The sequence below is a fragment of the Streptomonospora halophila genome, from assembly GCF_039542725.1.
Lineage (GTDB): Bacteria > Actinomycetota > Actinomycetes > Streptosporangiales > Streptosporangiaceae > Streptomonospora > Streptomonospora halophila.
The window spans coordinates 81392-105575 of sequence record NZ_BAABIK010000017.1; the positions used below are offsets into that span (position 1 = coordinate 81392).

The window sequence follows — 24184 nt, forward strand, 5'->3', positions numbered from 1 at the left end:
AGCGTGGGCTTACAACGAGGAGGTCGGGCAGGGGATGTCGAGAAGTCGTGGACGGCGCGGCGCACGCGCGGAACAAACGACGCAGCGGCAAGGGAGGCGCGTGGGGTGATCGACCGGACCGGACTGGCGGAGTTCCTCCGCCGGCGCCGGGAGGCGCTGCAGCCCGAAGACGTCGGCCTTCCACGCGGACGACGCCGCAGGACAAGCGGGCTACGGCGGGAGGAAGTGGCTTCCCTCTGCCAGATGTCCACCGACTACTATTCGCGACTCGAACGGGAGCGCGGCCCCCAACCGTCGGAACAGATGATCGCCTCCATCGCGCAGGGCCTGCACCTCTCCCTCGATGAGCGCGACCACCTGTTCCGGCTCGCCGGACACAACCCACCCACGCGAGGCACGGTCGGCGAGCACATCAGCCCCGGCCTGCTGCGCATCTTCGACCGCCTGCACGACACTCCCGCCGAGATCGTCACCGAACTCGGCGAGACTTTGCGGCAGACCGCGCTCGGCGTCGCGCTCACCGGCGACCTGACCGCCTACAGCGGCCCGGCCCGCAGCATCGGCTACCGATGGTTCACCGACCCCGCGACGCGCCGGCTCTACGCACCCGACGACCATCCGTTCCTCACCCGCATGTTCACCTCAGGCCTGCGCGAGGTAGCCACGCTGCGGGGTCCCGGCTCTCGGGCGGCGCACCTCGCCGAGCTGCTGCTCGCCCGCAACGAAGAGTTCCGCCGGGTGTGGAACGACCACGAGGTCGGCATCCGTCCCCATGAGGTGAAGAACTTCGTCCACCCCGCGCTCGGTGCACTGGAACTGACCTGCCAGTCGCTGCTCGATCCGGGCCAATCGCATTCGCTGCTCGTCTACACCGCCGTTCCCGGCAGTGAGAGCCACGAAAAGTTGCGGTTGCTGCCCGTCATCGGAACACAGCCGCTTCGCTAGGGGTCCACGCCCCACAGGCCACACGGAACCGGGTCGGTGGATATGCCGAGAAGGCGAGGATCATCCCTGCCGACGTGGACGACCACGCCGCATCGCAAGACCAGGTCGTCAGAATCGAGTGGACGCCACGCGAACCCGCGGGGCGAAGCCCCGCAACGGGGGTCTGGGGGGCCGCCCCCCAGAAGAAACAACGAGACGACCCCGCGAGCGCGGTCACGCGCGAGCAGAGTCGTCTCGGAGTCGAGTGGAGCTATGGGGATTCGAACCCCAGACCTCCTCCATGCCATGGAGGCGCGCTACCAGCTGCGCCATAGCCCCTGATGCGTCTTTCATTCTAGCGGATACCGGGAGTGCCTCGGTCCATCGCGCACGCCTGCCGGCCGTGGCGCCCCGGAACGGCCGCCGCCCGCGGGTGGAGGGGAGGGCGGGCGGCGGCCGCGGTTTCCGGGGGCGGTCTCGTGCGCTGTGCGCGGCGGTCGTGCGGCCGGGCGGACGGGCGGACGGCCGGTCAGGTGCTCACGTGGGTGGTCAGACGGTCAGGTGGTCAGGCGAGCGAGGGGGCGGTGCATCAGGCGGTCGGCTCCAGGCGCCACTGCTGGCAGGCGTTGTCCAGCCAGGACCACTGGCGCACGTTCGTCCCCGCGGCCGCGCCGCAGTTCTCCACGTCGAGCACCTTGCCGCTGTTGGCGTTGGCGACGCTCACCCAGCCGCCGGAGTCCCGCAGCACCATGCGGAAGCGCTGGCAGGTGTTGTCCAGCCACGACCACTGGCGCACGTCGGCGCCGTCCTCGGTGCTGCAGTCGGTCAGCAGCAGCGCGGCGCTGAGCGGAAGCAGGAGGGGGACTCGGTGCCGGGCCATGGGGGAAGCTCCTTCGCGGCCGAGTGGGGGATGACCTGTCGAGGCGACGGGCGAGCGATTGTTAGCGCTAACGTTGCGCGCCGCGGGGTCCTCTTCGAAAGCGGACGAGGGGTCGCGTGGCGCCGGGTCACGGAGCCGCCCCGGTTTCGCGTTAGTGTGAGCGCTCACACACCGGGGCGTCAAGGGGTGTTCGACGCTCCGTGTTCAAGGCGCTGCTTCACCGCTGGTAGGCGGATGCCAGCGCCCGCAGAACGGGCGAGCATCCCGCGTCCACGGCGAGCGCGGCGAGACGGTCGCCGCGTGTGGGCCCCCGGTTGAGGATCGCCACCGGCTTGCCCTGCTCGGCCGCGCGCTTGACGAAGCGGCGGCCCGACAGCACGGTCAGCGACGACCCCGCCACCAGCAGCGCCTCGGCGTCGTCGACGAGCCGGTAACCCTCGGACACGCGCTGCCGGGGCACGTTCTCGCCGAAGTAGACGATGTCGGGCTTGAGGACGCCGCCGCAGCCGGCGCAGTCGGCCACCGTGAAGCCCCGGGTGGAGGCCAGGACCGCGTCGGCGTCGGGCGCGATCTCCACGTCGTCCACTCCCCCGGTGAAACCGGGATTCAGCGCTGTGAGGCGCTCGGCCAGCCGGTCGCGGGTGGTCACCGCGGAGCACGCGAGGCACACCACGCGGTCGTAGCGCCCGTGCAGGTCGAGGACGCACCTGCTGCCGGCCGCCTCGTGCAGGGTGTCCACGTTCTGCGTGATGACCCCGGATACGACGCCGGCCGCCTCCAGCTCGGCCAGCGCCCGGTGGCCGTCGTTGGGGCGGGTCTCGTGCACGTGGCGCCAGCCGACGTGGTTGCGCGCCCAGTAGTGGCGGCGGAAGTCCGCGTCGCCGACGAACTGCTGGTAGGTCATCGGCTTGCGGGGCGGCGAGTCCGGCCCCCGGTAGTCGGGGATTCCCGAGTCGGTCGAGACGCCGGCCCCGGTCAGCGCGACCACCGGTCCCCGGCCCAGCACCGCGCGCATCCGCGCGACCGCGGTCGTGAGGTCGTCGGTGTCGAGCGTGTCGGTCACGCATCGAGCGTATGCGCCTTCAACCTGACGCGCCCGCGCCGGCCGGTGCGTCCTGGACGGCGGGCCGTCCGGGCAGGACGGCGGAAACCCGGCGCGGCCTTGTGTCCCATGTCTCGGGGGGAGGCCATCGCAATTTTCAGGCAATTGACTTGCCCGAATGCTACCGTGAGTGGCGGCCGCCTGTCTGACTTATCCACGGATGCGCATTTCGCGCGCGTGTGTCGCAGCGCGGCGGATGGGCGAGGGTGAGGCTTCGCGGCAGCCCGCAAAGCCGCACGCCGACGGGGGAAGCGGGTGACGATCGTGACCGACCGGGAGCACGCCGCGGCCCCGAGACGCCGGGCGCGCCTCGGCGCTTCATCCGCCGACCGCCCCGCGCGGCTCGCCCCGCACTCGGCTGAATCCGAGCCGCCGGCCCGTGTTCCCGCCGCGACGGCCCGCCCTGATCTCCACGTCCTGCGACCCGCCGTCCTGGAGTCCTCCGGTACGCGCACAGGCGCACGCGCGCAACGCGCAGCCTGAGCGCCCGTCCGCCCGCCGAGCGCCTCCGGCGAGCGGCGCCGACCCCACCACCCCATCCGCCTGACCGGCAGCTGACGAGGTATGCCCGATGACCGACACCGCGACCACGACGCCCGGGGAGTCACCCGGTCCCCCCGACCCTCCTGTCCAGGCTGACCAGGCCCCTCCGCACCCGCGATCCGGCCTGCTGATCAGCGTGCTGGTCACCTCGGCGTTCGTGATGATCCTCAACGAGACGATCCTGAGCGTGGCGCTGCGCGACCTGACGCTCGCCCTCGATGTCTCCACGACCACGGTGCAGTGGCTGACCAGCGGGTTCCTGCTCACCATGGCCGTGGTCATCCCCACGACCGGCTTCCTGCTCGAACGGTTCACTCCGCGCCAGATCTTCCTGGCCTCTCTGAGCATGTTCACCCTCGGCACGCTGCTCAGCGCGCTCGCCCCCGGGTTCGCGACGCTGCTGGTCGGACGCGTCGTGCAGGCGTGCGGCACCGCGGTGATGATCCCGCTGCTGATGACCTCGGTGATGCGGCTGGTTCCGCCCCACCGGCGCGGCGCGACGATGGGCACGATCACCATCGTCATCGCCGTCGCACCCGCGCTCGGCCCCACGATCGGCGGCGCGGTGCTGGCCGGCCTGGGCTGGCGCTGGATGTTCTGGCTGGTCCTGCCGCTTGCGGTGGGCGCGCTGACCATCGGGGCCGTCTGGCTGCGCCTGGACAGCCGCACCAGGGCGGTGCCGCTGGACGTGCTCTCGGTGCTGCTGTCGGCCGTCGGGTTCGGCGGACTGCTCTACGGCCTGTCCTCCATCGGCGAGTCCGGCGGCGGCGAGCACCCGGTGCCGCCGTGGTCGGCGGTCGTGGTCGGCGTCGCCGCGCTGGTCGTCTTCGTGGTGCGCCAGCTCCGGCTCCAGCGCCACGACCGCGCGCTGCTGGACCTGCGCCCGTTCACCAACCGCAGCTTCGTGGTCGCCCTGATCCTGGCCGGGCTGCTGTTCATGTGCCTGCTCGGGGTCGCGTCGATCCTGCTGCCGCTGTACCTGCAGACCGTCATGGACACCGGGACGTTCGTCAGCGGGCTGGCCGTCCTGCCCGGCGGACTGGTCCTCGGCGCGCTCGGCCGCCCCGTGGGGGCGATGTTCGACCGGTTCGGCGCCCGGCCCCTGGTGATCCCCGGTGCCCTGGCCATGGCGGTGTCGCTGTGGCTGTTCGCCGCGCTGGGGCCGGATTCGCCGCTGGCCGCGGTGGTCGCCATCCACGTGGTGCTGATGACCGGGCTCGGGCTGATGATGACGCCGCTGATGACGGAGTCGCTCGGGTCCCTGCCCGACCACCTCACCTCCCACGGCAGCGCCATCCTCACCACGCTGCAGCAGGTCGCGGGCGCGTTCGGCACCGCCGTCTTCGTCACGGTCGCCGCGCTCGCCAGCGCCACCGCGGGTGCGCCGGATGCCGCCGGCCTGCGCACCGCGTTCATGGTCGCCGGGTGCATCGGCGTCCTCGCGGTGGTCACGGCGCTGTTCGTACGCCGGCCCGCCGCCGCTGCGGAGTCCGCGCCGGTCGGCGGCGGCGGGCCACCGCCCGCCGCCGGAGTCGAGGACCCCGCGGCCGCCGAGCCCCAAGGCGCGGCGCCGCTGCCGGTGCGCGACGAGAACGCCTGACCGCCCGGCCCCGGCCGGGCCGCGGGACCCCGCGGCCCGGCCGGGGCGGGGACCTGCCGCCATCGTTCCCGGGTGCGCGGCGCCCGCCCCGGGCCGTCCTCAGGCGCCGAGCGCCGCCGCGCGGGCGGAGGACGACGCCGCGGCGCCGATGGCGTCCGACAGGGCCGCACCCGGGTCGCCGGGCCGCGCATCGGCGCCGATGCGCACGAACTCGACGGCGATGCCCTGCTCCTCGACCGCCTGGGCGGCGGCGCCGGACCAGCGCTCGTCCTCGGCGAGCAGCACCCAGCCGCGCTGGAACACGTCGAGCGTCGAGCGTTCGGCGCCGTCGACCCGCACGGCCAGGTGCGGCGCGCGCATACCGGGCTGACCGGCCAATCCGTCGGGGCGCCGGGCCGGCGGCAGGTCGGGACCGGCACCCGGGACGGCGGCGGAGCGGTAGAGCCGGCCCGCGCACGCCGGGCCACAGGACGCGCCGCAGCCCGCCCGCGGCGAGGACACCTGACCCGCCACCCTCGCCGCCGGCCCCGTCGCACGCCCGGCGGCGCCGGAAGCGCCCAGGTCAACGGCGACGCGGCCGACGACCTGCACGCAGAAAAAACCTGCCCCGTCACCAGACAGGGCAGGTCTCGATTCTCTCGACTTGTGTGGAGCTATGGGGATTCGAACCCCAGACCTCCTCCATGCCATGGAGGCGCGCTACCGACTGCGCCATAGCCCCGTGTGTGCTCCCCTTTATACCACCTGCCGAGGGCGGCTCGCCGCCGCCGGTGCGTGGCCCCGGGCACGGGGCACCGCGAAGCTGCAACCGGGCGAAGCGCAATAAGCTGGACTGGTGCCCGAATCCAAGCTTGAGATCCAGATGCTGCACGACCGCCTGCTGGTGCGCGAGATCCCCGAGAAGGGCGAACGGCGCAGCACCGCCGGCCTGGTGATTCCCGAGACCGTGAAGATGGCGACCCGGCTCGTGTGGGGCGAGGTCTGCGGAGCGGGCACGGGCGCTCGGCACGTGAAGACCGGCGACCGGGTGCTGTTCGACCCGCAGGACCAGAGCGAGGTCGAGTTGCAGGCCGAGCGCTACCTGGTCCTGCGCGAGCGCGACGTGCACGCCGTCGCCAACGAGCACCCCGAGCGCGGCACCGGACTCTACCTCTGACCGCGGCCGCAGGCGGGGGCGCCCGGCCGCGGGCGGCTGCCCCCTCGCCCGCAGCCGTCCCGCGCGCTCCCCTCGGTCCTCCACGGCCGTCTCGCCGAGCAGCGACCGGCGGGCGGCTTCCGCGCCCGCGGGAGCCGCTCAGGGAGTGAGATCGCCCGGCCGCGGCTGCGGTCGGCCCAGGGCGGGCCGAGCCCGCCGGTCCCGGCTCCCGCTCGGAGAAGGCACGGCACCGATGAAGACCGGGTGCCCTTCCTCCGGCGCGCGGTAGCGGCGGCTCCGCCGCCGCGATGCCGACATCCGCACTGTTGCGAAGGGCCGGCGCAGTCCGGCGCCGGCGCGTCCGCCCGGCTCGTCCGTCTGCGCGGTCTCCTCGTGCACCGCACTGCGCGTGGAGCGACTGTGACATAGGCGACACGCGCGCCCCGGTGACCGCGCCGAACGTTGAGACGGCGCGCTCCCCGAGGCCGGGAGTGCCCGCGAAGTCCCCGGCATCGGCGGCGGGCGCCGCGACCACCGCGTTTGACCGCCGCACAGGCGAGCGTGGCATCCTTATCGCGCTCTCCCGCGCCGACGCGACGCGGCGAGCGCCTCCCCCGTCCCCTCCCCTGCCCCGGAGGATTGCCCATGCCCCCTGTGCCCCGGCGCACCCGCGTCGTCACCGTCCTGGCCGCACTGGCGACCGCGCTGACCGCGGCGATGCCCGCCTCGCCCGCCCTCGCCGACACCCGCCACAGCGGCGACCTGCATCTGGCGTCCAACCCCGACTGGATGAGCCGGCTCCCCGACAGCACCAGCCTGGCCGCGCTCTCCGTCCCCGGCACGCACGACACGATGGCCTATGACGCCTCGCCCGTCTCGCAGACCCAGGAGAGCCCGCTGCCGGAGCAGCTCGACGCCGGCGTTCGGGCCCTGGACATCCGCACCCGCCACTACCGCGACGCGTTCCCGATCCACCACGGCGCGGAGTACCTGCACGCGAACTTCACCGACGTCGTCGTCGCCGCCACGGACTTCCTGCGCGCGCATCCCGGCGAGACGGTCCTGATGCGGCTGAAGCAGGAGCACACCGCCGAGGAGAACACCCGCAGCTACGAGGAGACCCTGGACTCCTACATCGAGGAGAACCCGCAGACCCGCGACCGGCTCCGGGAGCACCTGTGGCGGCCGGACGCCGGCTACGGCGGGCGCATCCCGACCCTGGGCGAGGTGCGGGGCCGGATCGTCATCCTCCAGGACTTCGGCTCCGGCCACGCCTACGGCCCGCGCTGGAACGGGGAGTGGACGGACATCCAGGACGACTACGACCTGCCCACCCTCTTCCACGTCCCGCAGAAGTGGGACGCCGCGCGCACCCACTTCGAGCGCACGGCCGCGGGCGATTCCGACGTGCTCTACGTCAACCACCTCAGCGCCTCCGGCGGCGCCCTGCCCTCCTCGATCGCCTACGGCGCTCTCGGGGTCGAGGGCATGAACTCGCGCGCGCTGGACTATCTGGCCGCCGGGGGCACGCAGCGCACCGGGGTCGTCATGGCCGACTTCCCCGGGCCCGATCTGGTGGAGGCCGTCATCGCCCGCAACCCCGGCTGAGCGGCCCGCGGGCGCGGTGTGCCGCGCCCGCGGTCGTCGCCCCGCTACGCCCCCCGACCCGCCCTCGCGTGCCGAACTGCCCGTGACCGTCGGCGGACGAGGCCGGGCCGGCGGATTCGCCCCGGACGCCGCGTCAGCCGCGGCGCGCGGCCCAGACCGTGCGCTCGGTGCGTATCGCCAGGTCGCCGCGGCGCAGGATGCTGTGCGGACCGTCGGCGTCCAGCAGCCGGTCGAGCGCTGTGAGGTCCTCCGCCGCAAGCTCCGCGGCGGCGGCCCCGCGGATGCGCTGCAGCACGCCCAGGGCGTAGCGGCCGATCGCCGCGTTGCGGGACCCGTCGATGTCGACGGCGACGGTGAGTTCTCCTGCGACCGCGAATCCGGCGGCGGTCAGCATGGGCCCCCAGTCGGCGCCGCGGTGGGGCACGTGCTCGGCGTGGAGGCGGTCGGCCGCGGCGTGCACGCGCTCCTCCAGGCCGGGCCGGTCAGCGGGGGCGTCCTCGGGCAGGAAGCGAGGAGGGCCGGCCAACTCGACGACGGCGAGCAGGCCGTCGGGCGCAAGCAGGTCGCGGACGGTGCGCAGGGCGTGGTCGGGGTCGGCCATATGGTGCATGGAGGCCGACGCCCACACGAGGTCGGGCGTTCCGAGGTCGGGCCAGGCGGCGTCGTCGAGGTCGGTCGGCACGGTGTGCACGTGCTCGCCCACGCCGCGGGCGGACGCCTTCTCCCGCAGCCGTTGCAGGTGTCCGGACGAGGCGTCGACGGCTGTGACGTGCGCCTCGGGAAAGCGTTCGAGGAGCGCGAAGGTGCCCGCACCCGTACCGGAGGCCAGGTCCACGATCCGGCGCGGGCCGCTCTTCAGTGGCAGCCACTTGGCGATGGCGGCGATGTGCTCGGCGAGGAGGTCCGCGTCCAGGTCGAGGAGCTCCGCCTGCCCGCTGTCGGCTCCGTGCTCCTGGTGCCGACCGTGCTCATGGTGGCCCTCGTGCGGGGCGTGTGTATGCGTCATACCGCCAGACTAGGCACGTCATGCGCGGTCGGCACAACTTCTTGCGGGAAACGCAAAGCGATGGCCCGGCCTGCTGCCGGGCGCGCAAGGGGCACCCGTGTGGGACGGGGCGGGTCGGCGGCGCCGGTGCGGCTACGGGCTGTCGCCGTTCTCGCCCCGCTCGTCGGGCTCGCGATGTCCGCGCCGGGCGTCGCGGTCGAAGACGAACATGATCTCGCACGGGCCGCCCTCGGCGCCGATCGCGTGCGGCAGCATGGTCGGGAACTCGGCGGCCTGGTTGGTCTCGATGCGGAAGCGGCGGTGGCCCAGCATCAGGATCGCGGCGCCGGACAGCACGACGAGCCATTCCCGACCCGGGTGGGCGCGCATCTTGGAGGGGCTGTCGGGCGGCGCCTCGGTCAGCCGCCGACGCATGACGCTCATGGCGGGGTCGCCCTTCATCGGCCAGCTCAGACCGTGGGTGCCGTGGGACATGGCGCTGATGACGACATCCTCGGCGGCGTTCTCGACGAGCTGATCGAGGCTGGTGTCCAGGGCGCGGGCCAGAGCGACGAGCTGGTCCAGCGCCAGGCGGCGCTTGCCGCTCTCGATGCGGCTCAGCGAGGACTGGCTGAGGTGGGCGCGGCTGGCCAGCTCCTCCAGTGACAAGCCCTGCGCGACCCGCAGGGCGCGGATGCGTTTGCGTACGAGGCCGTCCAGCGCACCATCTTCTTGCGTCATAGGCGATATGGTATGCCTGCAATGCAAACCGCGCTTTACGTCGAAGGCAGACGGCCCGGAGCGGCCGGTGCCGACACGGCGGAAAGGGGACGAGGACATGGCTGGGCGGACGTCCGCGCGCGCGAGCGACGCACCGCCCGGTGAGGCCGTGGACACGGCCCCGAACCGCCCCGGCCGCAAGGTACGCGACACGCCCGTCGGCGTCCTCGCCACCGGACCCGCATCCTCCCCCGCGCCCTGCTGCTCCGTCGGTTGAGTGCCCGACTCCCGCGAGCGCTCGGCCCATCCCTTCGACACCATCGGGGCGCCTCGGGAGGCACCGGCCCGCACGCGCGGCAGACCGTCCATGCCGCCCAGCAGCCCTTCGTCGACGGCTGGCAGCAGGCCATGTGGGCGGGCGCCGCCGTCATGGGCGCGCTGTTCGTCTACATCGCCCTCCGCGGCCCGAGGAGCGCCGCCCCCGTAGCGGTGGACGGGGCCGACGGCGCCGGGAGCCCTTCGGAGTGCTCTGCGCAGGCCGACTCCAGCGGGTCGGCGCGAGTGACCCTCAGGCCGCAAGCGAAAAGGCCACCCGCGGTGCGGATGGCCCCTACTCGCCGCCGGATGTCGCGGTCCTACTCCGCGGCCTTCGTTCGGGCGCGTGTTCCGGTAGGACCTTTCGGGTGGAGCTATGGGGATTCGAACCCCAGACCTCCTCCATGCCATGGAGGCGCGCTACCAGCTGCGCCATAGCCCCGTGTCGGTACCGTCGCCCCGGCGAGCGCGGCGGCGGTACCGACTGTAGCGGAATCCTGCGCACTCGTCGAAACGAAAGCGCCCGTCCCGGCCCCGGCCGCCGGAGCCGGGGCGGGCGCGGCTCAGCGGTCGTCGCTGAGTGTGCGCCTCTCGGGCAGGCTCGCCGCATTGTGCTCCAGCAGCCGCCAACCGCCCGAGCGCAGCGGACCCAGCAGGGACCAGGAGCAGTTGCCCAGCGGGCCCAGCACCTGGCTCCGGTCGGCCGGCAGGCCGAGCATGCGGTTGATCCCGGCACGCAGCGCTGCGCCGTGGCCCACCGCCACCAGCAGCCCGTCCTCGGGCACCAGCGCCAGGGCGCGCTCGATCGCGTCCTGCACCCGCTCGCCCACGGCGTCGAGGGCCTCGCCACCGGGCGGCTCCATGCGGGCGTCCTCCGCGGGCCAGCGCTCGCGGATCTCGGTGGTGGTCAGGCCTTCCCACCGGCCGCCGAAGCGCTCGCGCAACCCCTTGTCCAAGGTGACCGGGAGCCCGGTCTCCTCGGCCAGCGCGTGCGCGGTGGCGGCGGCGCGGCGCAGGTCGGAGGAGACGACCGCGTCGGGCCGCAGCCGTGCCAGGAGGCCCGCCGCGCGGCGCGCCTGAGCGGTCCCGCGCTCGTTGAGGGCGATGTCGGTCTGTCCCTGGAACCGCTTCTCGGCGTTCCACTCGGTCTGGCCGTGGCGCCAGCAGACGACGCGGCGGGTCGGGCTCACCGGCGCCCCTCGCCGAGGGTGTCGCGGGTGCGCCCGCACTCCGCGCGGATCACGGGCGCCCGGCGCACGGGGATGCGGGGCGCGCTCACGCGGGGCCGGCGCCGTCGGCGCCCTCGTCGCCGGCGGCCTCGCGGTCGCGGCCGCGGGCGGTCTCGGGCAGCGTGATGCGCGGGCAGTCCTTCCACAGCCGCTCCAGCCCGTAACTCCCGCGCTCCTCCTCGTGCTGGATGTGCACGACGATCTCGGCGTAGTCGAGCAGCACCCAGCGCCCGTCGCGCTCGCCCTCGCGGCGGACCGGCTTGACCCCTCCGCGGTCGCGCAGGCGGTCCTCGACCTCCTCGACGATGGAGCGCACCTGGCGGTCGTTGGGCGCCGAGCACAGCACGAAGGCGTCGGTGATGACGAGTTGGTCGCTGACGTCGTAGGCGACGATCTCCTGCGCGAGCTTGTCTGCGGCCGCTTCGGCGGCGATGTTCACGAGCCCCACGGCCCGGTCAGTGGCGGACACGATGTAGCAGCTGCCTCCCTCGGGCGGCTACCCCGCCGTCGCGTCGTCGAGGTAGAGCCCGGTCTTGTTGATGTAGCGGACGATGCCGTCGGGTACCAGGTACCAGATGGGCTCGCCCTTGCGGACGCGCTCCCGGCATTCGGTGGAGGAGATCGACAGGGCCGGGACCTCCACGAGACTGACCTTTCCGTCGGGCAGGCCGGGATCGGTGAGCCGGTGTCCGGGGCGGTTACAGCCTACGAAATGCGCAAGATCGAAGAGTTCGTCCACGTTCTGCCAGCTCAGGATAGCGCCCAGGGCGTCGGCGCCGGTGATGAAGAACAGCTCCACCTCGGAGCCGTGGATCTGTCGCATCTCGCGCAGGGTATCGATCGTATAGGTCGGCCCGTCCCGGTCGATCTCCATGCGGCTCACACTGAACTGCGGGTTCTCCGCGGTGGCGATCACCGTCATCAGGTAGCGGTCCTCCGCGGAGGTCACCTGGGTGAGGTCCTTCTGGTAGGGCTGCCCGGTGGGCACGAAGACCACGTCGTCGAGGTGGAACAGGTGGGCGACCTCACTGGCCGCCACCAGGTGCCCGTGGTGGATCGGGTCGAACGTACCGCCCATGACGCCCACGCGGCGCGGGTTCCTGCGCCTGTGCTCCGCGCTGGAGGGGGCCCCCGCCGGTTCGTTGCGCACGTACCGCTCCGTTTCCTGCGTGTGGCCGACGGCCGTCAAACCGGGGCTTCACGGCGCCGGACCTCCCCTTTTCGTCTGGTCCGTCCCGACATTAGCCGACAGGGACCTGCGCCTTCGGGACCACTACCCGGGGCCCGCGGAAAATCGCGTCATATCTCGATGCGCGGAAGCGTGGCATCGCGCATCCCGGAGGCATAGCATGCCGATATGTCCACCAACGCTCCAGACCGCGCCCGCGTACGACTCGAAAACATAAGCTCCCGAGCATACGAGCACCCGGCCGACCGGGGCGCGCTGGTCGCGCTGCGGTCCCTGCGGGGCTTCGACGAGATCTTCAAGCGGCTCTCCGGCCTGTTCAACGAACGCGCGCTGCGATTGATGTTCCTGTCCAGCGCAGTCCGCGTGAACGAGCAGCAGTTCCCGGAGGTGCACAACTACGTCCGCGACGCCGCCTACATCCTCGACCTCGACGAGGTCCCCGAGCTCTACATCCAGATGAACCCGCGGCCCAACGCGATGGCCATCGGCAGCAGCAAGCCGTTCATCGTGATGACCACCGGGCTGTTCGACCTGCTCGACCCCGAGGAGCAGCGGTTCGTCGTCGGCCACGAGGTCGGCCACATCCTGTCCGGCCACGCCGTCTACCGCACCATGCTGCTGGCCCTGATCCGGCTCGCCGCCCGGGTCGCCTGGATCCCGCTGGGCTACATCGGCATCCGCGCGATCGTCACGGCGCTGGAGGAGTGGTACCGCAAGTCCGAGCTGTCCTGCGACCGCGCGGGCCTGCTGGCCGGCCAGGACCCCGAGGCCGCCAAGCGGGCGCTGATGAAGCTGGCCGGCGGTTCGCGGCTGGCCGAGATGAACCCCGACTCCTTCATGGAGCAGGCCCGCGACTACGAGCGCGGGGGCGACGCCCGCGACAGCCTCATCAAGCTGCTCAGCCTCATGGGCCAGACCCACCCGTTCGCGGTCATCCGCCTGGCCGAGCTCAGCCGGTGGATCGACGACGGCTCCTACCAGCGCATCATCGACGGCGACTTCCCGCGCCGCGACGGCGACCGGGAGGCCTCGGTGGGCGCCGAAGCCCGCAACGCCGCCAACTCCTACCGCGAGTCCTGGGAGCGCTCTGAGGACCCGCTGGTGGGCACATTGCGCGACGTGGCCGGCACCGCCGCCAACACCGGCGGGCGCATCTTCGACACCGTCGCCGAGCGCTGGAACCGCGCCGGCCGGCGCAACGGCGACAACAACAACGACAGCGCCTCCTCCTCGTCCTAGGACCGGAGTCGGCAAACGCGTTCTGCGCGCCGCCGCGGGCGCCGGACGTCCGGCGCCCGCGGCGGTGTGTCAGGGACGTGTCAGGGCTTGCGGGCCACACCGCCGGTCATGAACCGGGCGGCGACCGACGTGCTGTCGCGCACGATGCCCTCGGGCCGCCACAGCGGCAGCGGCACCACCCCCGGCGGCAGCAGGTCGAGGCCGGTGAAGAACGCCTCCAGCTCCGCGGGGGTGCGCACCCGCCCGGTGCCGAGCTGGCTGAGCAGGACGCGCTCCAGCTCCTCGCTCGCGGGGGCGTCGCCCAGCCGGGTGAAGTTGGTGATGAAGAAGAACGACCCGGACGGCACCGCATCGGCCAGCGCGGCGACGATCCCCCGGGGGTCCTCCTCGTCGAGCAGGTGGTGCAGGATGCCGCAGAGCATCACGCACACCGGCCGGTCCGACTCGACCAGCGCGCGGACGTCCGGGGCGGTCAGCACCTCAGCGGGCCGGCGGATGTCGGCGGTGACCACCGCGGTGTTCGCGTCGCCGCCCAGGATCGCCTCCCCGTGCGCCGCCACCAGGGGGTCGATGTCGACGTAGACGACCTTCGCCTCGGGGTTGGCCTCCTGGGCGACCTCGTGGGTGTTGCGCGCGGTCGGCAGCCCCGAACCGAGGTCCAGGAACCGGTCCACGCCCTCGTCCGCCGCGAGGTGGCGCACGACCCGGTGGAGGATCTCCCGGTTGTGCACGGCGATCTGCTTGAGCTCGGGCATGACCTCCAGGCTCGCGTGCGCGACCTGCCGGTCGATGTCGTAGTTGTCCTTGCCGTCCAGCATCACGTCGTAGACGCGCGCGGCAGTGGGGACGCCGGTGTCGAATCCGGCGGAGCCGTTGGGGTTGCGCGGGGGCCTGGAGTCAGGCATAGCGGGGCTCCTTGAACGCTGTATCGCCGTGTACACGGGCATCGTAGCGTCAACCGGACGTTTCGGTGCCGTCGCGGGCCCCGGTCCCGCCGCAGGGGACGGGACCAGGGCGGCGCCGCACCGGCCTCAGCGCAGGTGTCCCTCGCCCGTCACCACGTACTTCGTCGAGGTCATCTCGGGCAGGCCCATCGGGCCGCGGGCGTGCAGCTTCTGCGTGGAGATCCCGATCTCGGCGCCGAAGCCGAACTGGCCGCCGTCGGTGAAGCGGGTGGAGGCGTTGACCATCACCGCGGCGGCGTCCACCAGCGAGACGAACCTGCGCGCCGCCGACTGCGAGTCGGTGACGATGGCCTCGGTGTGCCCGGTGGAGTAGCGGCGGATATGGGCGAGCGCGTCGTCCAGCGAGTCGACCACCTTCACCGCCAGGTCCGCCGACAGGTACTCCGCGGCCCAGTCGGCCTCGGAGGCCGGCACCGCCTTGTCGTCGTACCCGCGCACCCGGTCGTCGCCGTGCACGGTCACACCGAGGTCGCGCAGCGCCGCGAGCACCCGCGGCAGGAACCGGTCGGCGACCGCGGTGTGCACGAGCAGGGTCTCGGCGGTGTTGCAGGTCGACAGCCGCTGCGTCTTGGAGTTGACCGCCACCGCGAGCGCCATCTCGGTGTCGGCGGACGCGTCGACGTAGACGTGGCAGTTGCCCTCGCCGGTCTCGATCACCGGGACGGTGGACTCCGTGACCACGGTCCGGATCAGCGAGCCCCCGCCCCGCGGGATGAGCACGTCGACCAGGCCGCGGGCGCGCATCAGCGCCTGCGCGGAGTCGCGGCCGGTCCCGGGGACCAGCTGCACGGCGTCGGCCGGCAGGCCGGTCTTCTGCAGAGCGCCGCGCAGCACCTCCACGATGCGGGAGTTGGAGGAGTAGGCCGAGGAGGACCCCCGCAGCAGCGCCGCGTTGCCGCTCTTGAGGCACAGGGCGGCGGCGTCGGCGGTGACGTTGGGGCGGCCCTCGTAGATGATCCCGATGACGCCCAGAGGCACCCGCACCTGGCGCAGCTCCAGCCCGTTGGGCAGGCTGGCGCCGCGCACGACCTCGCCCACGGGGTCCGGGAGCTCGGCGACGTCGCGGACGGCGTCGGCGACGGCGCCCACCCGCTCCGCGGTCAGCGCGAGGCGGTCGACCATCGCCTCGCTCTCACCGCCGGCGCGGGCGCGCTCGACGTCCTCGGCGTTGGCGGCCACGATCGACTCGGCCTCGGAGACCAGGGCCTCCGCCATGGCCAGCAGCGCCTCGTCCTTGACGGCCCGGCTCAGCGGCGCGAGGTCGGCCGCGGCGTCTCGGGCCCGTTCCGCGCCGGCGCGGACCTCGCGCTCGGTATCGCTCATGGTGCTGGTCGCTTCCCAGGTTGTCGGGGGGCAGGATGTCGCCTCCAGCCTAGCCGGGCCCCGCCGCGGCGGTCGGCGGCGAACCGGTCCCGCGGCGACGGGCGGCGGCCGCTCCCGGCCGCCGGAGAGCCGGCCGTTCTTCCTCGTTCTCCGGACAACCGCCCTGCGCAGCCGGTACGGTGACGGCGCCAGATCGCTCGAGCTAGAGCTTAGGTGGTGTCGATGTCGGCATGTCCCAACGGTGGTGAACACGACTGGGTCCTAGGAGGGGACCGCAAGTTCCACTGCTCCAAGTGCGGAGCGGAGAGCGCTCGCAGACTCTGAGGCGCCGGCGGACGGCATAGAAGACCCTCTCCTCCCCAAGGAACGGGCCCACGGCCCCCGCGAGCGCAGGTGCACTCCGTTCTCAGCGCCCCAGTCCAGGCTTCTCCTCGACGGTGCGCCCGGCGGGGTGCACCGTCCCCTCCTCCACGACGTCCCCTTCGGAGCTGGCACGCCAGGTCACCGGGCCGCCGAGCTGGTCGGCGAGGTCCTGCGCCCACCGCCGCAGCGGCGCGAAGCGGTCGGGACCGGGCGGCAGCACCGTCCTGCCCCGGTACGTCACCGCGCCAAGCGTGACCACGCGGCCGTCATGGCGCAGCTCGGTGTCGAACTCGTGCGTGGTGGACCTCATAGCCCGACACCCTACTGGGGGATCGCCGCAGGCCCGGGGCAACGCGCGGGATCGGGTGCCCCGATGCGGCCCTGCGAAGCGGAGGCTCCCCCGGGCCGCGGCGCGCTATTCGGGGCCGCGCCGCGCCCGCTCGCGCACCGCGCCCAGCAGCACCAGGTCGTCGCGGTGCACGATCTCGCGCTCGTACCCGGGCCCCAGCTCGCGCGCCAGCCAGCGGGTTGAGCGCCCCATCAGGTCGGGGATCTCGCCCGCGTCGAAGTTGACCAGCCCGCGGGCGATCGCGGTGCCGTCCTCGTCGCGCAGGTCCACCGGATCGCCGGCCGAGAAGTCCCCTTCGACCTTGACCACACCGGCCGGCAGCAGCGACGCCCGCCCTTCGGCGACCGCGCGCACCGCGCCCGGATCCAGCACGACGCTGCCGCGCGCCGCGGTGGCGTGGGCCAGCCACAGTTGGCGGGTGGACGGCCGCCGCCGCCCGTGGGCGGCGAACAGCGTGCCGACGCTCGCGCCCGACAGCGCGGCGCGCGCGTCCGCCGCCGAGCTCAGCACCGTCGGCACGCCCGCGTCGCTGGCGATGCGGGCCGAGGCCACCTTGGTCACCATGCCGCCGGTGCCCACCCCCCGCCGACCGGCGCCGCCGATGTCGATCCCGTCGAGGTCGGCCGGATCGGCGATGCGCGGGATGCGGCGGGCGCCGGGCCGCGAGGGGTCGCCGTCGTAGAGCGCGTCGACGTCGGAGAGCAGCACCAGCGCGTCCGCGCGCAGCAGGTGGGCCACCAGCGCGGCGAGGCGGTCGTTGTCGCCGAAGCGGATCTCGTGGGTGGCCACCGTGTCGTTCTCGTTCACGATGGGCATGGCGCCGATGTCCAGGAGCCGGCGCAGCGTGCGCTGGGCGTTGCGGTGCTGGACGCGGCGCATCATGTCCTCGACGGTCAGCAGCACCTGCGCGGCCGTGAGCCCGTGGCGGGCGAAGGCAGCGGTGTAGTGGGCGACCAGCAGCCCCTGGCCGACGCTGGCGGCGGCCTGCTGGGTGGCCAGGTCGCGCGGGCGCGCGGTGAGCCCCATCGGGGCGATGCCCGCGGCCATGGCGCCCGAGGACACCAGCACCACCTCGGTACCGGCGGCGCGGCGCTCGGCGAGGACGTCGGCCAGCTCGGCGATGCGGTCGCGGTCGATGGTCCCCTCGGGAGAGGTCAGCGAGGAGGAGCCGACCTTGACGACGACCCGCCGGGCGCGGGTCAGTTCGGTACGCTCGCCGAGCGCGTCGTTCCCTTCGGACGATGACGGATCTGACGGTGCGTTGCGCACGTCGCACTTCTTTCCATGGGTATCGGTCGTATCGGCGGCCGGGCCACCCATACCCCGCGCGACACGGGACCGGGACGCGTGTGGCGCCCCGCGCCCTCAACCCAGCCGGGAGTCGGTGCCGCGCGGGCCGATCGGTGTCTCGTCGGCGTCGATCGACGGATCCCAGTCGAAGACCACGGAGTCCTCCTCGTCGCCGATGTAGACCTCGGCGCCCTCGGCCGCGCCGGCCTCGGCGAGCGCCTCCTCGATGCCGAGCCGGTTCAGGCGGTCCGCGAGGTAGCCCACGGCCTCGTCGTTGGCGAAGTCGGTCTGGCGCACCCAGCGCGCGGGCTTGCTGCCGCGCACCCGGAAGGTGTTGGCGCCCAGCGGCACGACCTCGAAGCGCGCCTCGCCGATCTCGCGGGGGCGCAGCACGACGCGGCTCGGCTCGGGCGCGGGCCGGGCGGCGCGGGCCGCCTCGACCTGCTCGGCCATGGCGAACGAGAGCTCGCGTAGGCCTTCGCGGGCCGCCGCCGAGACCTCGATGACGCGCAGGCCGCGTTCGCGCAGCATAGGCGCGACCATCTCGGCCAGCTCGCGCCCGTCGGGCACGTCCACCTTGTTCAGCACCGCGATGCGCGGCCGGTCGGTGAGGTCGATGCCGGCGGCCTCGCCGTAGGCCGACAGCTCGGCTTCGAGCGCGTCGAGATCGCTGAGGGGATCGCGGTCGGACTCGAAGGTCGCGCAGTCGAGCACGTGCACCAGCGTGGAGCAGCGCTCGACGTGGCGCAGGAACGCCAGTCCCAGTCCTCTGCCCTCGCTCGCGCCCGGGATCAGCCCGGGTACGTCGGCCACCACGAACTGGGTGGAGCCGGCCTCGACCACGCCGAGGTTGGGGATGAGGGTGGTGAAGGGGTAGTCGGCGATCTTGGGGCGTGCCGCCGACAGTGCCGCGATCAGCGACGACTTGCCCGCGCTGGGAAACCCGACCAGGCCCACGTCGGCGATCGTCTTGATCTCCAGGCGCACGTCCAGGGCCTCGCCGGCCTCGCCCTTGAGCGCGAAGCCCGGTGCCTTGCGCTTGGGCGAGGCGAGGGCCGCGTTGCCCAGTCCGCCGTTGCCGCCCCGCGCGAGGACCAGGCGGGTGCCCGGCCCGACGAGGTCGGCGATCACCTCGCCCCCGGCATCGAGTACGACGGTGCCGTCGGGCACCGGGAGCACGGTGTCCTCGCCGTCGCTGCCGGAGCGGTGCGAGCCCTGGCCGGGCGTCCCGTTCTGCGCGCGGCGGTGCGGCCGGCGCTTGTACTCCAGCAGCGTGGCGGTGTTGCGGTCGACCTCCAGGACGACGTCGCCGCCGGTGCCGCCGTTGCCGCCGTCCGGGCCGCCCAGGGGCTTGAACTTCTCGCGGTGCACGGAGGCGCAACCGTGCCCGCCGTCACCGGCCTTGATGTGCAAGACCGCTTCGTCGACGAAGTCAGGCATGTGTCCTCTCCCCCGTACATTCTCCTGCCCGACCAGCCTATTCGCTGCGGAGGTCCGCGGCGGGCCGGGCTCAGTACACGCGTAAGGCGGGCCAGTCGACCTGGCCCGCCTTACGCGTCAGCTTCCGCGCCGCCGGCCCTATTCCGCGGGGACCGGGGCGGGGACGATGTTCACGGCCTTGCGGCCGCGCCGCGTGCCGAACTCCACCTCGCCCGCGACCAGCGCGAACAGGGTGTCGTCGCCACCGCGGCCGACGTTGTCGCCGGGGTGGAAGCGGGTGCCGCGCTGGCGGACGAGGATCTCGCCGGCCCGGACGGACTGGCCGCCGAAGCGCTTGACGCCGAGCCGCTTGGCGTTGGAGTCGCGGCCGTTCCGGCTGGACGATGCGCCCTTCTTGTGTGCCATCTCGCGCCCCTCCCCTACTTGTTCTTGTTCGACGCGATACCGGTGACGCGCACCTGGGTGTACTGCTGCCGGTGGCCCATGCGCTTCTTATAGCCGGTCTTGTTCTTGTACTTCACGATGTTGATCTTGGGGCCCTTGGCCTCGCCGAGGACCTCGGCGGTGACGGCGTAGCCGCTCAACTCCGAGGCGTCGCTGATGACCTTGCCGTCGTCGACGACAAGCAGCGGCTCCCAGGTAAGGGTGGCGCCGGCCTCATCGGAGACCTTGTCGATGGTCAAGACGTCGTCGACAGCCATCTTCTCCTGTCGGCCGCCCGCTCGCACGATCGCGTACACCGGGGAACTCTCTTCCTGCTCGTGTGGACCAGCCCCGCCGAAGCGGGGGCGGAAATGCGCTCAAAATCGACCTTCGACCAGCGCGCTCACACCGCGGCGGCGCAAGGTCGAGAAGTAGGTCTCGGGCGCGCGAACGATGGGGGCGCGCCGACGCACCGTCTTCTAGGTTACCACCGGTCGGCCGGGGCACGGCACGCTCGCACGTTCGCGCGCGGGGCGCGCGGACCGGCCCTGCGCGGGCCGGTCCGCGCGGCGGCGGATGCCGCCGACCCTGCTCAGGTGGCCTCGGCCACCGCCGACTCGGCGGCGGTCGTGGTCTTGGTCCGCCGGGTGCGGCGCCTGCGGGGGCGCTGCTCGGCGGAGTTCTCGGAGTCGGCCGCCTCGTCGCCGGACTCGGATCCGGCGTCGGCTCCGGCCTGAGCCGAAGCCGCGCCGCCGGAGGCTTCGGTCCCGGAGCCGGCGGACGGCGCCTCGCCGTCCTGCGCGGAGGCGTCGGCCTCCTCGGCGGAGGCCGCGGCGTCGTCCTTCTTGGTCCGGCGGGTGGTCTTGCGGCCCGCGGACTTGGTGCCGGACTTGGCGGCGGAGGCCGTCTTCGACTTGGCCGCGGTCTTGCCGGAGGCGCGCTTGCCCTTCGCGGGCACCGCCTCCTCGACGGCGTCCTCGGCCTCGGCCGCGGCGGCGGCCCCCGCGGCGGGTTCCAGGTCGGCGGGGTCGGAGGCCGCCTCGGGCGCGGGCTCGGCCGGCTCGGCGGCCGACTGGTCGGCGCGGTCCTTGTCGCCCTTGCCCTTCTTCTTGCGACCGCCGCCGCTGCCGCCGCCGTTGCCGTTGCCGCCGGCGGGCTTGGCGCCGACGGGTTCGGTGGAGACCGTCAGGCCGCGGCCGCCGCAGTGCTCGCAGCTGTGCGAGAAGGCCTCCAGCAGGCCCTGGCCCACGCGCTTGCGCGTCATCTGCACCAGGCCCAGCGAGGTGACCTCGGCGACCTGGTGCTTGGTGCGGTCGCGCGAGAGGCACTCCAGCAGGCGGCGCAGCACCAGGTCGCGGTTGCTCTCCAGCACCATGTCGATGAAGTCGATCACGATGATGCCGCCGATGTCGCGCAGCCGCAGCTGGCGCACGATCTCCTCGGCGGCCTCCAGGTTGTTCTTGGTGACCGTCTCCTCGAGGTTGCCGCCCTGGCCGGTGAACTTGCCGGTGTTCACGTCGACGACGGTCATGGCCTCGGTGCGGTCGATGATCAGCGAACCGCCGCTGGGCAGCCAGACCTTGCGCTCCAGCGCCTTGGCGATCTGCTCGTCGATCCGGTAGGCGGCGAACACGTCGCGCTCGTCGGTCCAGTGCGAGAGCCGCTCGGACAGGTGCGGCGCCACGTACTCGACGTAGTCGTGCACGGTGTCCCAGGCCTCGTCGCCGGAGACCACCAGGCTGGCGAAGTCCTCGTTGAAGACGTCGCGCACCACCCGAACGGTGAGGTCGGGCTCGCTGTTGAGCAGCGACGGGGCGCCGGCCGAGCGCGACTTGCGCTTGATGGAGTCCCACTGCTTGGCCAGCCGGTTGATGTCGCGCTCCAGCTCCTCCTCGCTGGCGCCCTCGGCGGCGGTGCGCACGATCACGCCGGCGTTCTCGGGCATGACCTTCTTGAGGATCTGCTTGAGGCGCGCGCGCTCCTTGTCGGGCAGCTTGCGGCTGATGCCGGTCATCGAGCCGTCGGGCACGTAGACCAGGTAGCGGCCGGGCAGGCTGATCTGGCTGGTCAACCGGGCACCCTTGTGGCCCATCGGGTCCTTGGTGACCTGCACCAGCACCGACTGGCCGGACTTGAGCACCGACTCGATGCGCTTGGGCTGGCCCTCCATGCCGGAGGCGTCCCAGTTGACCTCACCGGCGTAGAGGACGGCGTTGCGGCCCTTGCCGATGTCGACGAATGCGGCCTCCATCGACGGCAGCACGTTCTGCACGCGGCCCAGGTAGACGTTGCCGACGTAGGACTTGTGCGTCGCGCGGTCGACGTAGTGCTCGACGAGGACGTCGTCCTCCAGCACCGCGATCTGGGTGCGCTCGCCGGTGCGCCGGATGACCAGGTCGCGCTGGACCGACTCGCGGCGGGCCAGGAACTCCGACTCGGTGATGACGGGGGCGCGGCGGCGGCCCTGCTCGCGGCCCTCGCGGCGGCGCTGCTTCTTGGCCTCCAACCGGGTGGAGCCCTTGACGGCCTGGACCTCGTCCTGGGCGGCCTTGCCGCTGCGCGGCTCGCGCACCCGCACGACCGTGTTGGGCGGGTCGTCCTGGGTGGCGTCCTCGCCGTCGCCGCTGGAGCGCCGCCGTCGGCGCCTGCGCCGCCGGCTGCCGGCCGCCGACTCGTCGTCGGACTCCTCGTCGGCGGAGGAGGCGTCGGCGGAGGAGGTGCCGGAAGGGGCCTCCTCGGTGCGCGCCTCGGCGCTGTCATCGTCGTCCTCGGCTCCGGACTCGCCGTCCTCCTCGCCGGCGCGGGTGCGGCCGCGGCCGCGGCCGCCGCGTCGCCTGCGGCGGCGCGAGGGGCGCTCGTCGTCGCCGTCGTCCTCGTCGTCGGCGCTCTGGACGTCCTCGTCGTCCTCGGATCGGCGGGCCTCGTCGGCCTCGGAGGCGGTCTCGGACCGCTCGGGCGCCGAGCCGTTGCTGCGGACCTTCGACTCCGGTGCGGCGGGGGCCACCGGCGGCTGGAACAGCACCATCGGCGACTGGAAGGCGCCGGACTCGGAGGCCTCTGGCGCGACTCCCGCACCGCCACCGGAGGAGGCGGGCTCGTCCTCGGCCGCGTCCTCCGCGCCGGCGGAGTCGGCCGCTTCGGCGGCCGTTCCGGCCTCCTCGGCGGGAACGGCGGCGGCGCGCGAGCGCGCGCCGGTGCTGCGGGCGCGGGTGCGCCGCTTGCGGGCGGGCTCCTCCGCCTGCGGCTCCTCGTCGGAAGCCGCGTCCTTCGCGGCGGCGGGCTCCGCGTCGGGGGCCGCGGCCTCGCCCTCCAGCGCCGACTGGCCGGCGACGGTGGTGAGGGGGCGTTCGGGCGGCGCCACCGGCTCGGGTTCGGGCGGCGGGCCGGCCGAGCGCAGCGCGCCGCTGCGGCGCACCGGCCCGCTGACCTTCACCTCGCTCTCCTGCGGCGGTGCGAAGGTCGCGGCCTGGGACGCGGGTGTCGCTGCGGCCTCAGTCGTTTCAGTTGTGCCCTCGGTGCCGTCGGCACCGGTGCTGGGCTCGTTGTCGAGCATCCGGGCGGTCTCCCGTCAAGTCCGCGGGCGCGGCCTGGGCGCAAGGCTTCGGCCGCTGCGCGCGCGGACTGTCGTCGCTATGTCGTCGCCGGCAGCCGTTTACCGGGCTGGCCGGGGAAAGTCGTTTCGGGCCGCCCGCGTCCCCAAAGGAGCTCACGCATCGGGCGCGCTCCGCGCGGGCGGGTTCGGCCGCGATGTCTCCATCGCAAGTCCGGCCGCGTCGGCCTGGGCATCCGCGGCGAGCGGATCGGCGATCGCGTCGGACCCGTCGCTGAGCGGCCCCTGCGCCAGCCGGGTCATCACAGGCGATGACAGCGGCGCGAGGTCGGCCACCCGACGAAGGCCTTTCACCACGTCGTCCGGTCGTACGGCAGGTGTCGTGTGCCGGACGACCATCCGAAGTATGGCATATGTCTCGTCTCCACCCCGTGTGGCGCGCCCGTCCACCTCCAGGTGGAGGACGGCCGCCCGGGCGTCGAAGCGGCGGAGGCCCTTCTTCGTGGACCTCTCCACCTCGACGGTATCGGCCGCGTTGAACGCGGCCACCGCCTCCGCGGCGCCGTCGGGGCCGACGCCGGGCAGTTCCACCCGCCATTCCGACGCCTCCAGGCGGTCCGCAAGACCGCCCGGCGCCGCCGCCTCCACGACCTCGGCCACGTCAAGCCCGTCGGGCATGGCGTCGTCGAGCCGGACGCGGACCTCGTCGGACGCAACGGGCTCGGCCAGCGTGATCTCGAAGTACTCCGCCTCACTGGCCACCCCGGTCGGGGCGGCGTTGACGTAGGAGATCTTCGGGTGCGGCGTGAACCCCGCTGAGAAAGCGACGGGGACACCGGCCCGGCGCAGCGCCCGCTCAAGCACGCGGGCGATGTCGCGATGGCTCGCGAAGCGCATCCTGCCGCGCTTGGTATAGCGGACTCGCAGCCGCGGTCCGGGGCGTCCGGTGGAGGGCGGGGTGGTGCCCTCGGTTGCGGGGGGCAGCGCTTCTCCTTTCCTCGGTAACTCCCCG

Annotated in this window: 22 protein-coding genes and 3 tRNA genes; 5 read left to right on the forward strand and 20 right to left on the reverse strand. The window is 73.2% G+C overall.

The annotated features are described in order from the left end of the window. Window positions 1–105 precede the first annotated feature (105 nt). Window positions 106–945: a helix-turn-helix transcriptional regulator gene (locus ABEA15_RS15570; RefSeq protein WP_345557186.1), complete on the forward strand. Its 840-nt coding sequence runs from the start codon at window positions 106–108 to the stop codon at window positions 943–945. A gap of 245 nt (window positions 946–1190) precedes the next feature. Here the strand turns inward: ABEA15_RS15570 and ABEA15_RS15575 are convergent. The 3 genes from ABEA15_RS15575 to ABEA15_RS15585 form a co-directional block, all read right to left on the reverse strand. Continuing rightward, a tRNA-Ala gene (locus ABEA15_RS15575) sits at window positions 1191–1263 on the reverse strand. A 250-nt stretch (window positions 1264–1513) separates the two neighbouring features. Beyond that, window positions 1514–1804 (reverse strand): RICIN domain-containing protein, encoded by a 291-nt coding sequence (locus ABEA15_RS15580; protein WP_345557187.1) that lies wholly within the window; start codon window positions 1802–1804, stop codon window positions 1514–1516. A gap of 217 nt (window positions 1805–2021) precedes the next feature. Then, window positions 2022–2867 (reverse strand): NAD-dependent protein deacetylase, encoded by an 846-nt coding sequence (locus ABEA15_RS15585; protein ID WP_425579401.1) that lies wholly within the window; start codon window positions 2865–2867, stop codon window positions 2022–2024. A 610-nt stretch (window positions 2868–3477) separates the two neighbouring features. Here ABEA15_RS15585 and ABEA15_RS15590 point away from each other — a divergent pair. Continuing rightward, the gene (locus tag ABEA15_RS15590; RefSeq protein WP_345557188.1) at window positions 3478–5049 is read left to right on the forward strand and encodes a DHA2 family efflux MFS transporter permease subunit; all 1572 of its coding nucleotides are present in this window, start codon (window positions 3478–3480) and stop codon (window positions 5047–5049) included. Window positions 5050–5148: 99 nt separating this feature from the next. Here ABEA15_RS15590 and ABEA15_RS15595 read toward each other — a convergent pair whose 3' ends face one another. Both ABEA15_RS15595 and ABEA15_RS15600 read right to left on the reverse strand, forming a co-directional pair. Continuing rightward, on the reverse strand, window positions 5149–5409 hold the full coding sequence (locus tag ABEA15_RS15595; protein ID WP_345557189.1) for a hypothetical protein: 261 nt from the start codon (window positions 5407–5409) through the stop codon (window positions 5149–5151). Between the two features lie 288 nt (window positions 5410–5697). After that, window positions 5698–5770: transfer RNA gene (locus tag ABEA15_RS15600), tRNA-Ala, on the reverse strand. Between the two features lie 141 nt (window positions 5771–5911). Between ABEA15_RS15600 and ABEA15_RS15605 the strand changes: the two genes are divergently transcribed. Beyond that, the gene (locus ABEA15_RS15605) at window positions 5912–6205 is read left to right on the forward strand and encodes a GroES family chaperonin (RefSeq protein ID WP_344146913.1); all 294 of its coding nucleotides are present in this window, start codon (window positions 5912–5914) and stop codon (window positions 6203–6205) included. A gap of 624 nt (window positions 6206–6829) precedes the next feature. Next, window positions 6830–7792, forward strand: a complete 963-nt coding sequence (locus ABEA15_RS15610; protein WP_345557190.1) for a phosphatidylinositol-specific phospholipase C — start codon at window positions 6830–6832, stop codon at window positions 7790–7792. Between the two features lie 133 nt (window positions 7793–7925). Here the strand turns inward: ABEA15_RS15610 and ABEA15_RS15615 are convergent, their stop codons facing one another. The 6 genes from ABEA15_RS15615 to nadD all read right to left on the reverse strand — a co-directional run bounded on the left by ABEA15_RS15615 (window position 7926) and on the right by nadD (window position 12191). Further along, the gene (locus ABEA15_RS15615; RefSeq protein ID WP_345557191.1) at window positions 7926–8798 is read right to left on the reverse strand and encodes a class I SAM-dependent methyltransferase; all 873 of its coding nucleotides are present in this window, start codon (window positions 8796–8798) and stop codon (window positions 7926–7928) included. A 132-nt stretch (window positions 8799–8930) separates the two neighbouring features. After that, window positions 8931–9518 carry a helix-turn-helix domain-containing protein gene (locus ABEA15_RS15620; protein ID WP_345557192.1) on the reverse strand — a complete coding sequence of 196 codons (588 nt, stop codon included), beginning with the start codon at window positions 9516–9518 and terminating at the stop codon, window positions 8931–8933. A 663-nt stretch (window positions 9519–10181) separates the two neighbouring features. Beyond that, window positions 10182–10254: transfer RNA gene (locus ABEA15_RS15625), tRNA-Ala, on the reverse strand. Window positions 10255–10375: 121 nt separating this feature from the next. Further along, on the reverse strand, window positions 10376–11002 hold the full coding sequence (locus tag ABEA15_RS15630; protein ID WP_345557193.1) for a histidine phosphatase family protein: 627 nt from the start codon (window positions 11000–11002) through the stop codon (window positions 10376–10378). A gap of 85 nt (window positions 11003–11087) precedes the next feature. Beyond that, window positions 11088–11510 carry a ribosome silencing factor gene (gene rsfS / locus ABEA15_RS15635; RefSeq protein ID WP_344146724.1) on the reverse strand — a complete coding sequence of 141 codons (423 nt, stop codon included), beginning with the start codon at window positions 11508–11510 and terminating at the stop codon, window positions 11088–11090. Window positions 11511–11537: 27 nt separating this feature from the next. Then, complete coding sequence (gene nadD / locus ABEA15_RS15640) at window positions 11538–12191, reverse strand: nicotinate-nucleotide adenylyltransferase (RefSeq protein ID WP_344146721.1); 654 nt, start codon at window positions 12189–12191, stop codon at window positions 11538–11540. A 207-nt stretch (window positions 12192–12398) separates the two neighbouring features. Between nadD and ABEA15_RS15645 the strand changes: the two genes are divergently transcribed. After that, entirely contained in the window at window positions 12399–13469 is a 1071-nt protein-coding gene (locus tag ABEA15_RS15645) for a M48 family metallopeptidase (protein WP_344146718.1), read from the forward strand. 80 nt (window positions 13470–13549) lie between these two features. On the opposite strand, the gene ABEA15_RS15650 is transcribed toward ABEA15_RS15645, so the two are convergent. The 9 genes from ABEA15_RS15650 to ABEA15_RS15690 all read right to left on the reverse strand — a co-directional run bounded on the left by ABEA15_RS15650 (window position 13550) and on the right by ABEA15_RS15690 (window position 24069). Beyond that, a complete protein-coding gene (locus ABEA15_RS15650) occupies window positions 13550–14374 on the reverse strand; it encodes an SAM-dependent methyltransferase (RefSeq protein ID WP_345557194.1) in 825 nt (274 codons plus the stop codon). Between the two features lie 126 nt (window positions 14375–14500). Further along, a complete protein-coding gene (locus ABEA15_RS15655; RefSeq protein WP_345557219.1) occupies window positions 14501–15805 on the reverse strand; it encodes a glutamate-5-semialdehyde dehydrogenase in 1305 nt (434 codons plus the stop codon). 358 nt (window positions 15806–16163) lie between these two features. Continuing rightward, a complete protein-coding gene (locus ABEA15_RS15660; RefSeq protein ID WP_345557195.1) occupies window positions 16164–16430 on the reverse strand; it encodes a hypothetical protein in 267 nt (88 codons plus the stop codon). 105 nt (window positions 16431–16535) lie between these two features. After that, the gene (gene proB / locus ABEA15_RS15665; RefSeq protein WP_345557220.1) at window positions 16536–17672 is read right to left on the reverse strand and encodes a glutamate 5-kinase; all 1137 of its coding nucleotides are present in this window, start codon (window positions 17670–17672) and stop codon (window positions 16536–16538) included. Window positions 17673–17834: 162 nt separating this feature from the next. Beyond that, complete coding sequence (obgE, locus tag ABEA15_RS15670; RefSeq protein ID WP_345557196.1) at window positions 17835–19199, reverse strand: GTPase ObgE; 1365 nt, start codon at window positions 19197–19199, stop codon at window positions 17835–17837. Between the two features lie 138 nt (window positions 19200–19337). Beyond that, window positions 19338–19604, reverse strand: coding sequence for a 50S ribosomal protein L27 (gene rpmA / locus ABEA15_RS15675; RefSeq protein ID WP_344146706.1), 267 nt, complete (start codon window positions 19602–19604; stop codon window positions 19338–19340). A gap of 14 nt (window positions 19605–19618) precedes the next feature. Then, a complete protein-coding gene (rplU, locus tag ABEA15_RS15680) occupies window positions 19619–19939 on the reverse strand; it encodes a 50S ribosomal protein L21 (protein WP_344146703.1) in 321 nt (106 codons plus the stop codon). A 275-nt stretch (window positions 19940–20214) separates the two neighbouring features. After that, complete coding sequence (locus tag ABEA15_RS15685) at window positions 20215–23175, reverse strand: Rne/Rng family ribonuclease (protein WP_345557197.1); 2961 nt, start codon at window positions 23173–23175, stop codon at window positions 20215–20217. Window positions 23176–23328: 153 nt separating this feature from the next. Next, entirely contained in the window at window positions 23329–24069 is a 741-nt protein-coding gene (locus ABEA15_RS15690) for a TIGR03936 family radical SAM-associated protein (protein WP_386699709.1), read from the reverse strand. Between the last annotated feature and the right edge of the window lie 115 nt (window positions 24070–24184).

Bases quoted from the DNA above. Each gene is read 5' to 3' on its own strand.
- ABEA15_RS15580 (WP_345557187.1), bottom strand. From the start codon at position 1,804: ATGGCCCGGCACCGAGTCCCCCTCCTGCTTCCGCTCAGCGCCGCGCTG.
- ABEA15_RS15590 (WP_345557188.1), top strand. From the start codon at position 3,478: ATGACCGACACCGCGACCACGACGCCCGGGGAGTCACCCGGTCCCCCC.
- ABEA15_RS15595 (WP_345557189.1), bottom strand. From the start codon at position 5,409: ATGCGCGCGCCGCACCTGGCCGTGCGGGTCGACGGCGCCGAACGCTCG.
- ABEA15_RS15605 (WP_344146913.1), top strand. From the start codon at position 5,912: ATGCTGCACGACCGCCTGCTGGTGCGCGAGATCCCCGAGAAGGGCGAA.
- ABEA15_RS15610 (WP_345557190.1), top strand. From the start codon at position 6,830: ATGCCCCCTGTGCCCCGGCGCACCCGCGTCGTCACCGTCCTGGCCGCA.
- ABEA15_RS15615 (WP_345557191.1), bottom strand. From the start codon at position 8,798: ATGACGCATACACACGCCCCGCACGAGGGCCACCATGAGCACGGTCGG.
- ABEA15_RS15620 (WP_345557192.1), bottom strand. From the start codon at position 9,518: ATGACGCAAGAAGATGGTGCGCTGGACGGCCTCGTACGCAAACGCATC.
- ABEA15_RS15645 (WP_344146718.1), top strand. From the start codon at position 12,399: ATGTCCACCAACGCTCCAGACCGCGCCCGCGTACGACTCGAAAACATA.
- ABEA15_RS15650 (WP_345557194.1), bottom strand. From the start codon at position 14,374: ATGCCTGACTCCAGGCCCCCGCGCAACCCCAACGGCTCCGCCGGATTC.
- ABEA15_RS15660 (WP_345557195.1), bottom strand. From the start codon at position 16,430: ATGAGGTCCACCACGCACGAGTTCGACACCGAGCTGCGCCATGACGGC.
- obgE (WP_345557196.1), bottom strand. From the start codon at position 19,199: ATGCCTGACTTCGTCGACGAAGCGGTCTTGCACATCAAGGCCGGTGAC.
- rpmA (WP_344146706.1), bottom strand. From the start codon at position 19,604: ATGGCACACAAGAAGGGCGCATCGTCCAGCCGGAACGGCCGCGACTCC.
- ABEA15_RS15685 (WP_345557197.1), bottom strand. From the start codon at position 23,175: ATGCTCGACAACGAGCCCAGCACCGGTGCCGACGGCACCGAGGGCACA.
- ABEA15_RS15690 (WP_386699709.1), bottom strand. From the start codon at position 24,069: ATGCGCTTCGCGAGCCATCGCGACATCGCCCGCGTGCTTGAGCGGGCG.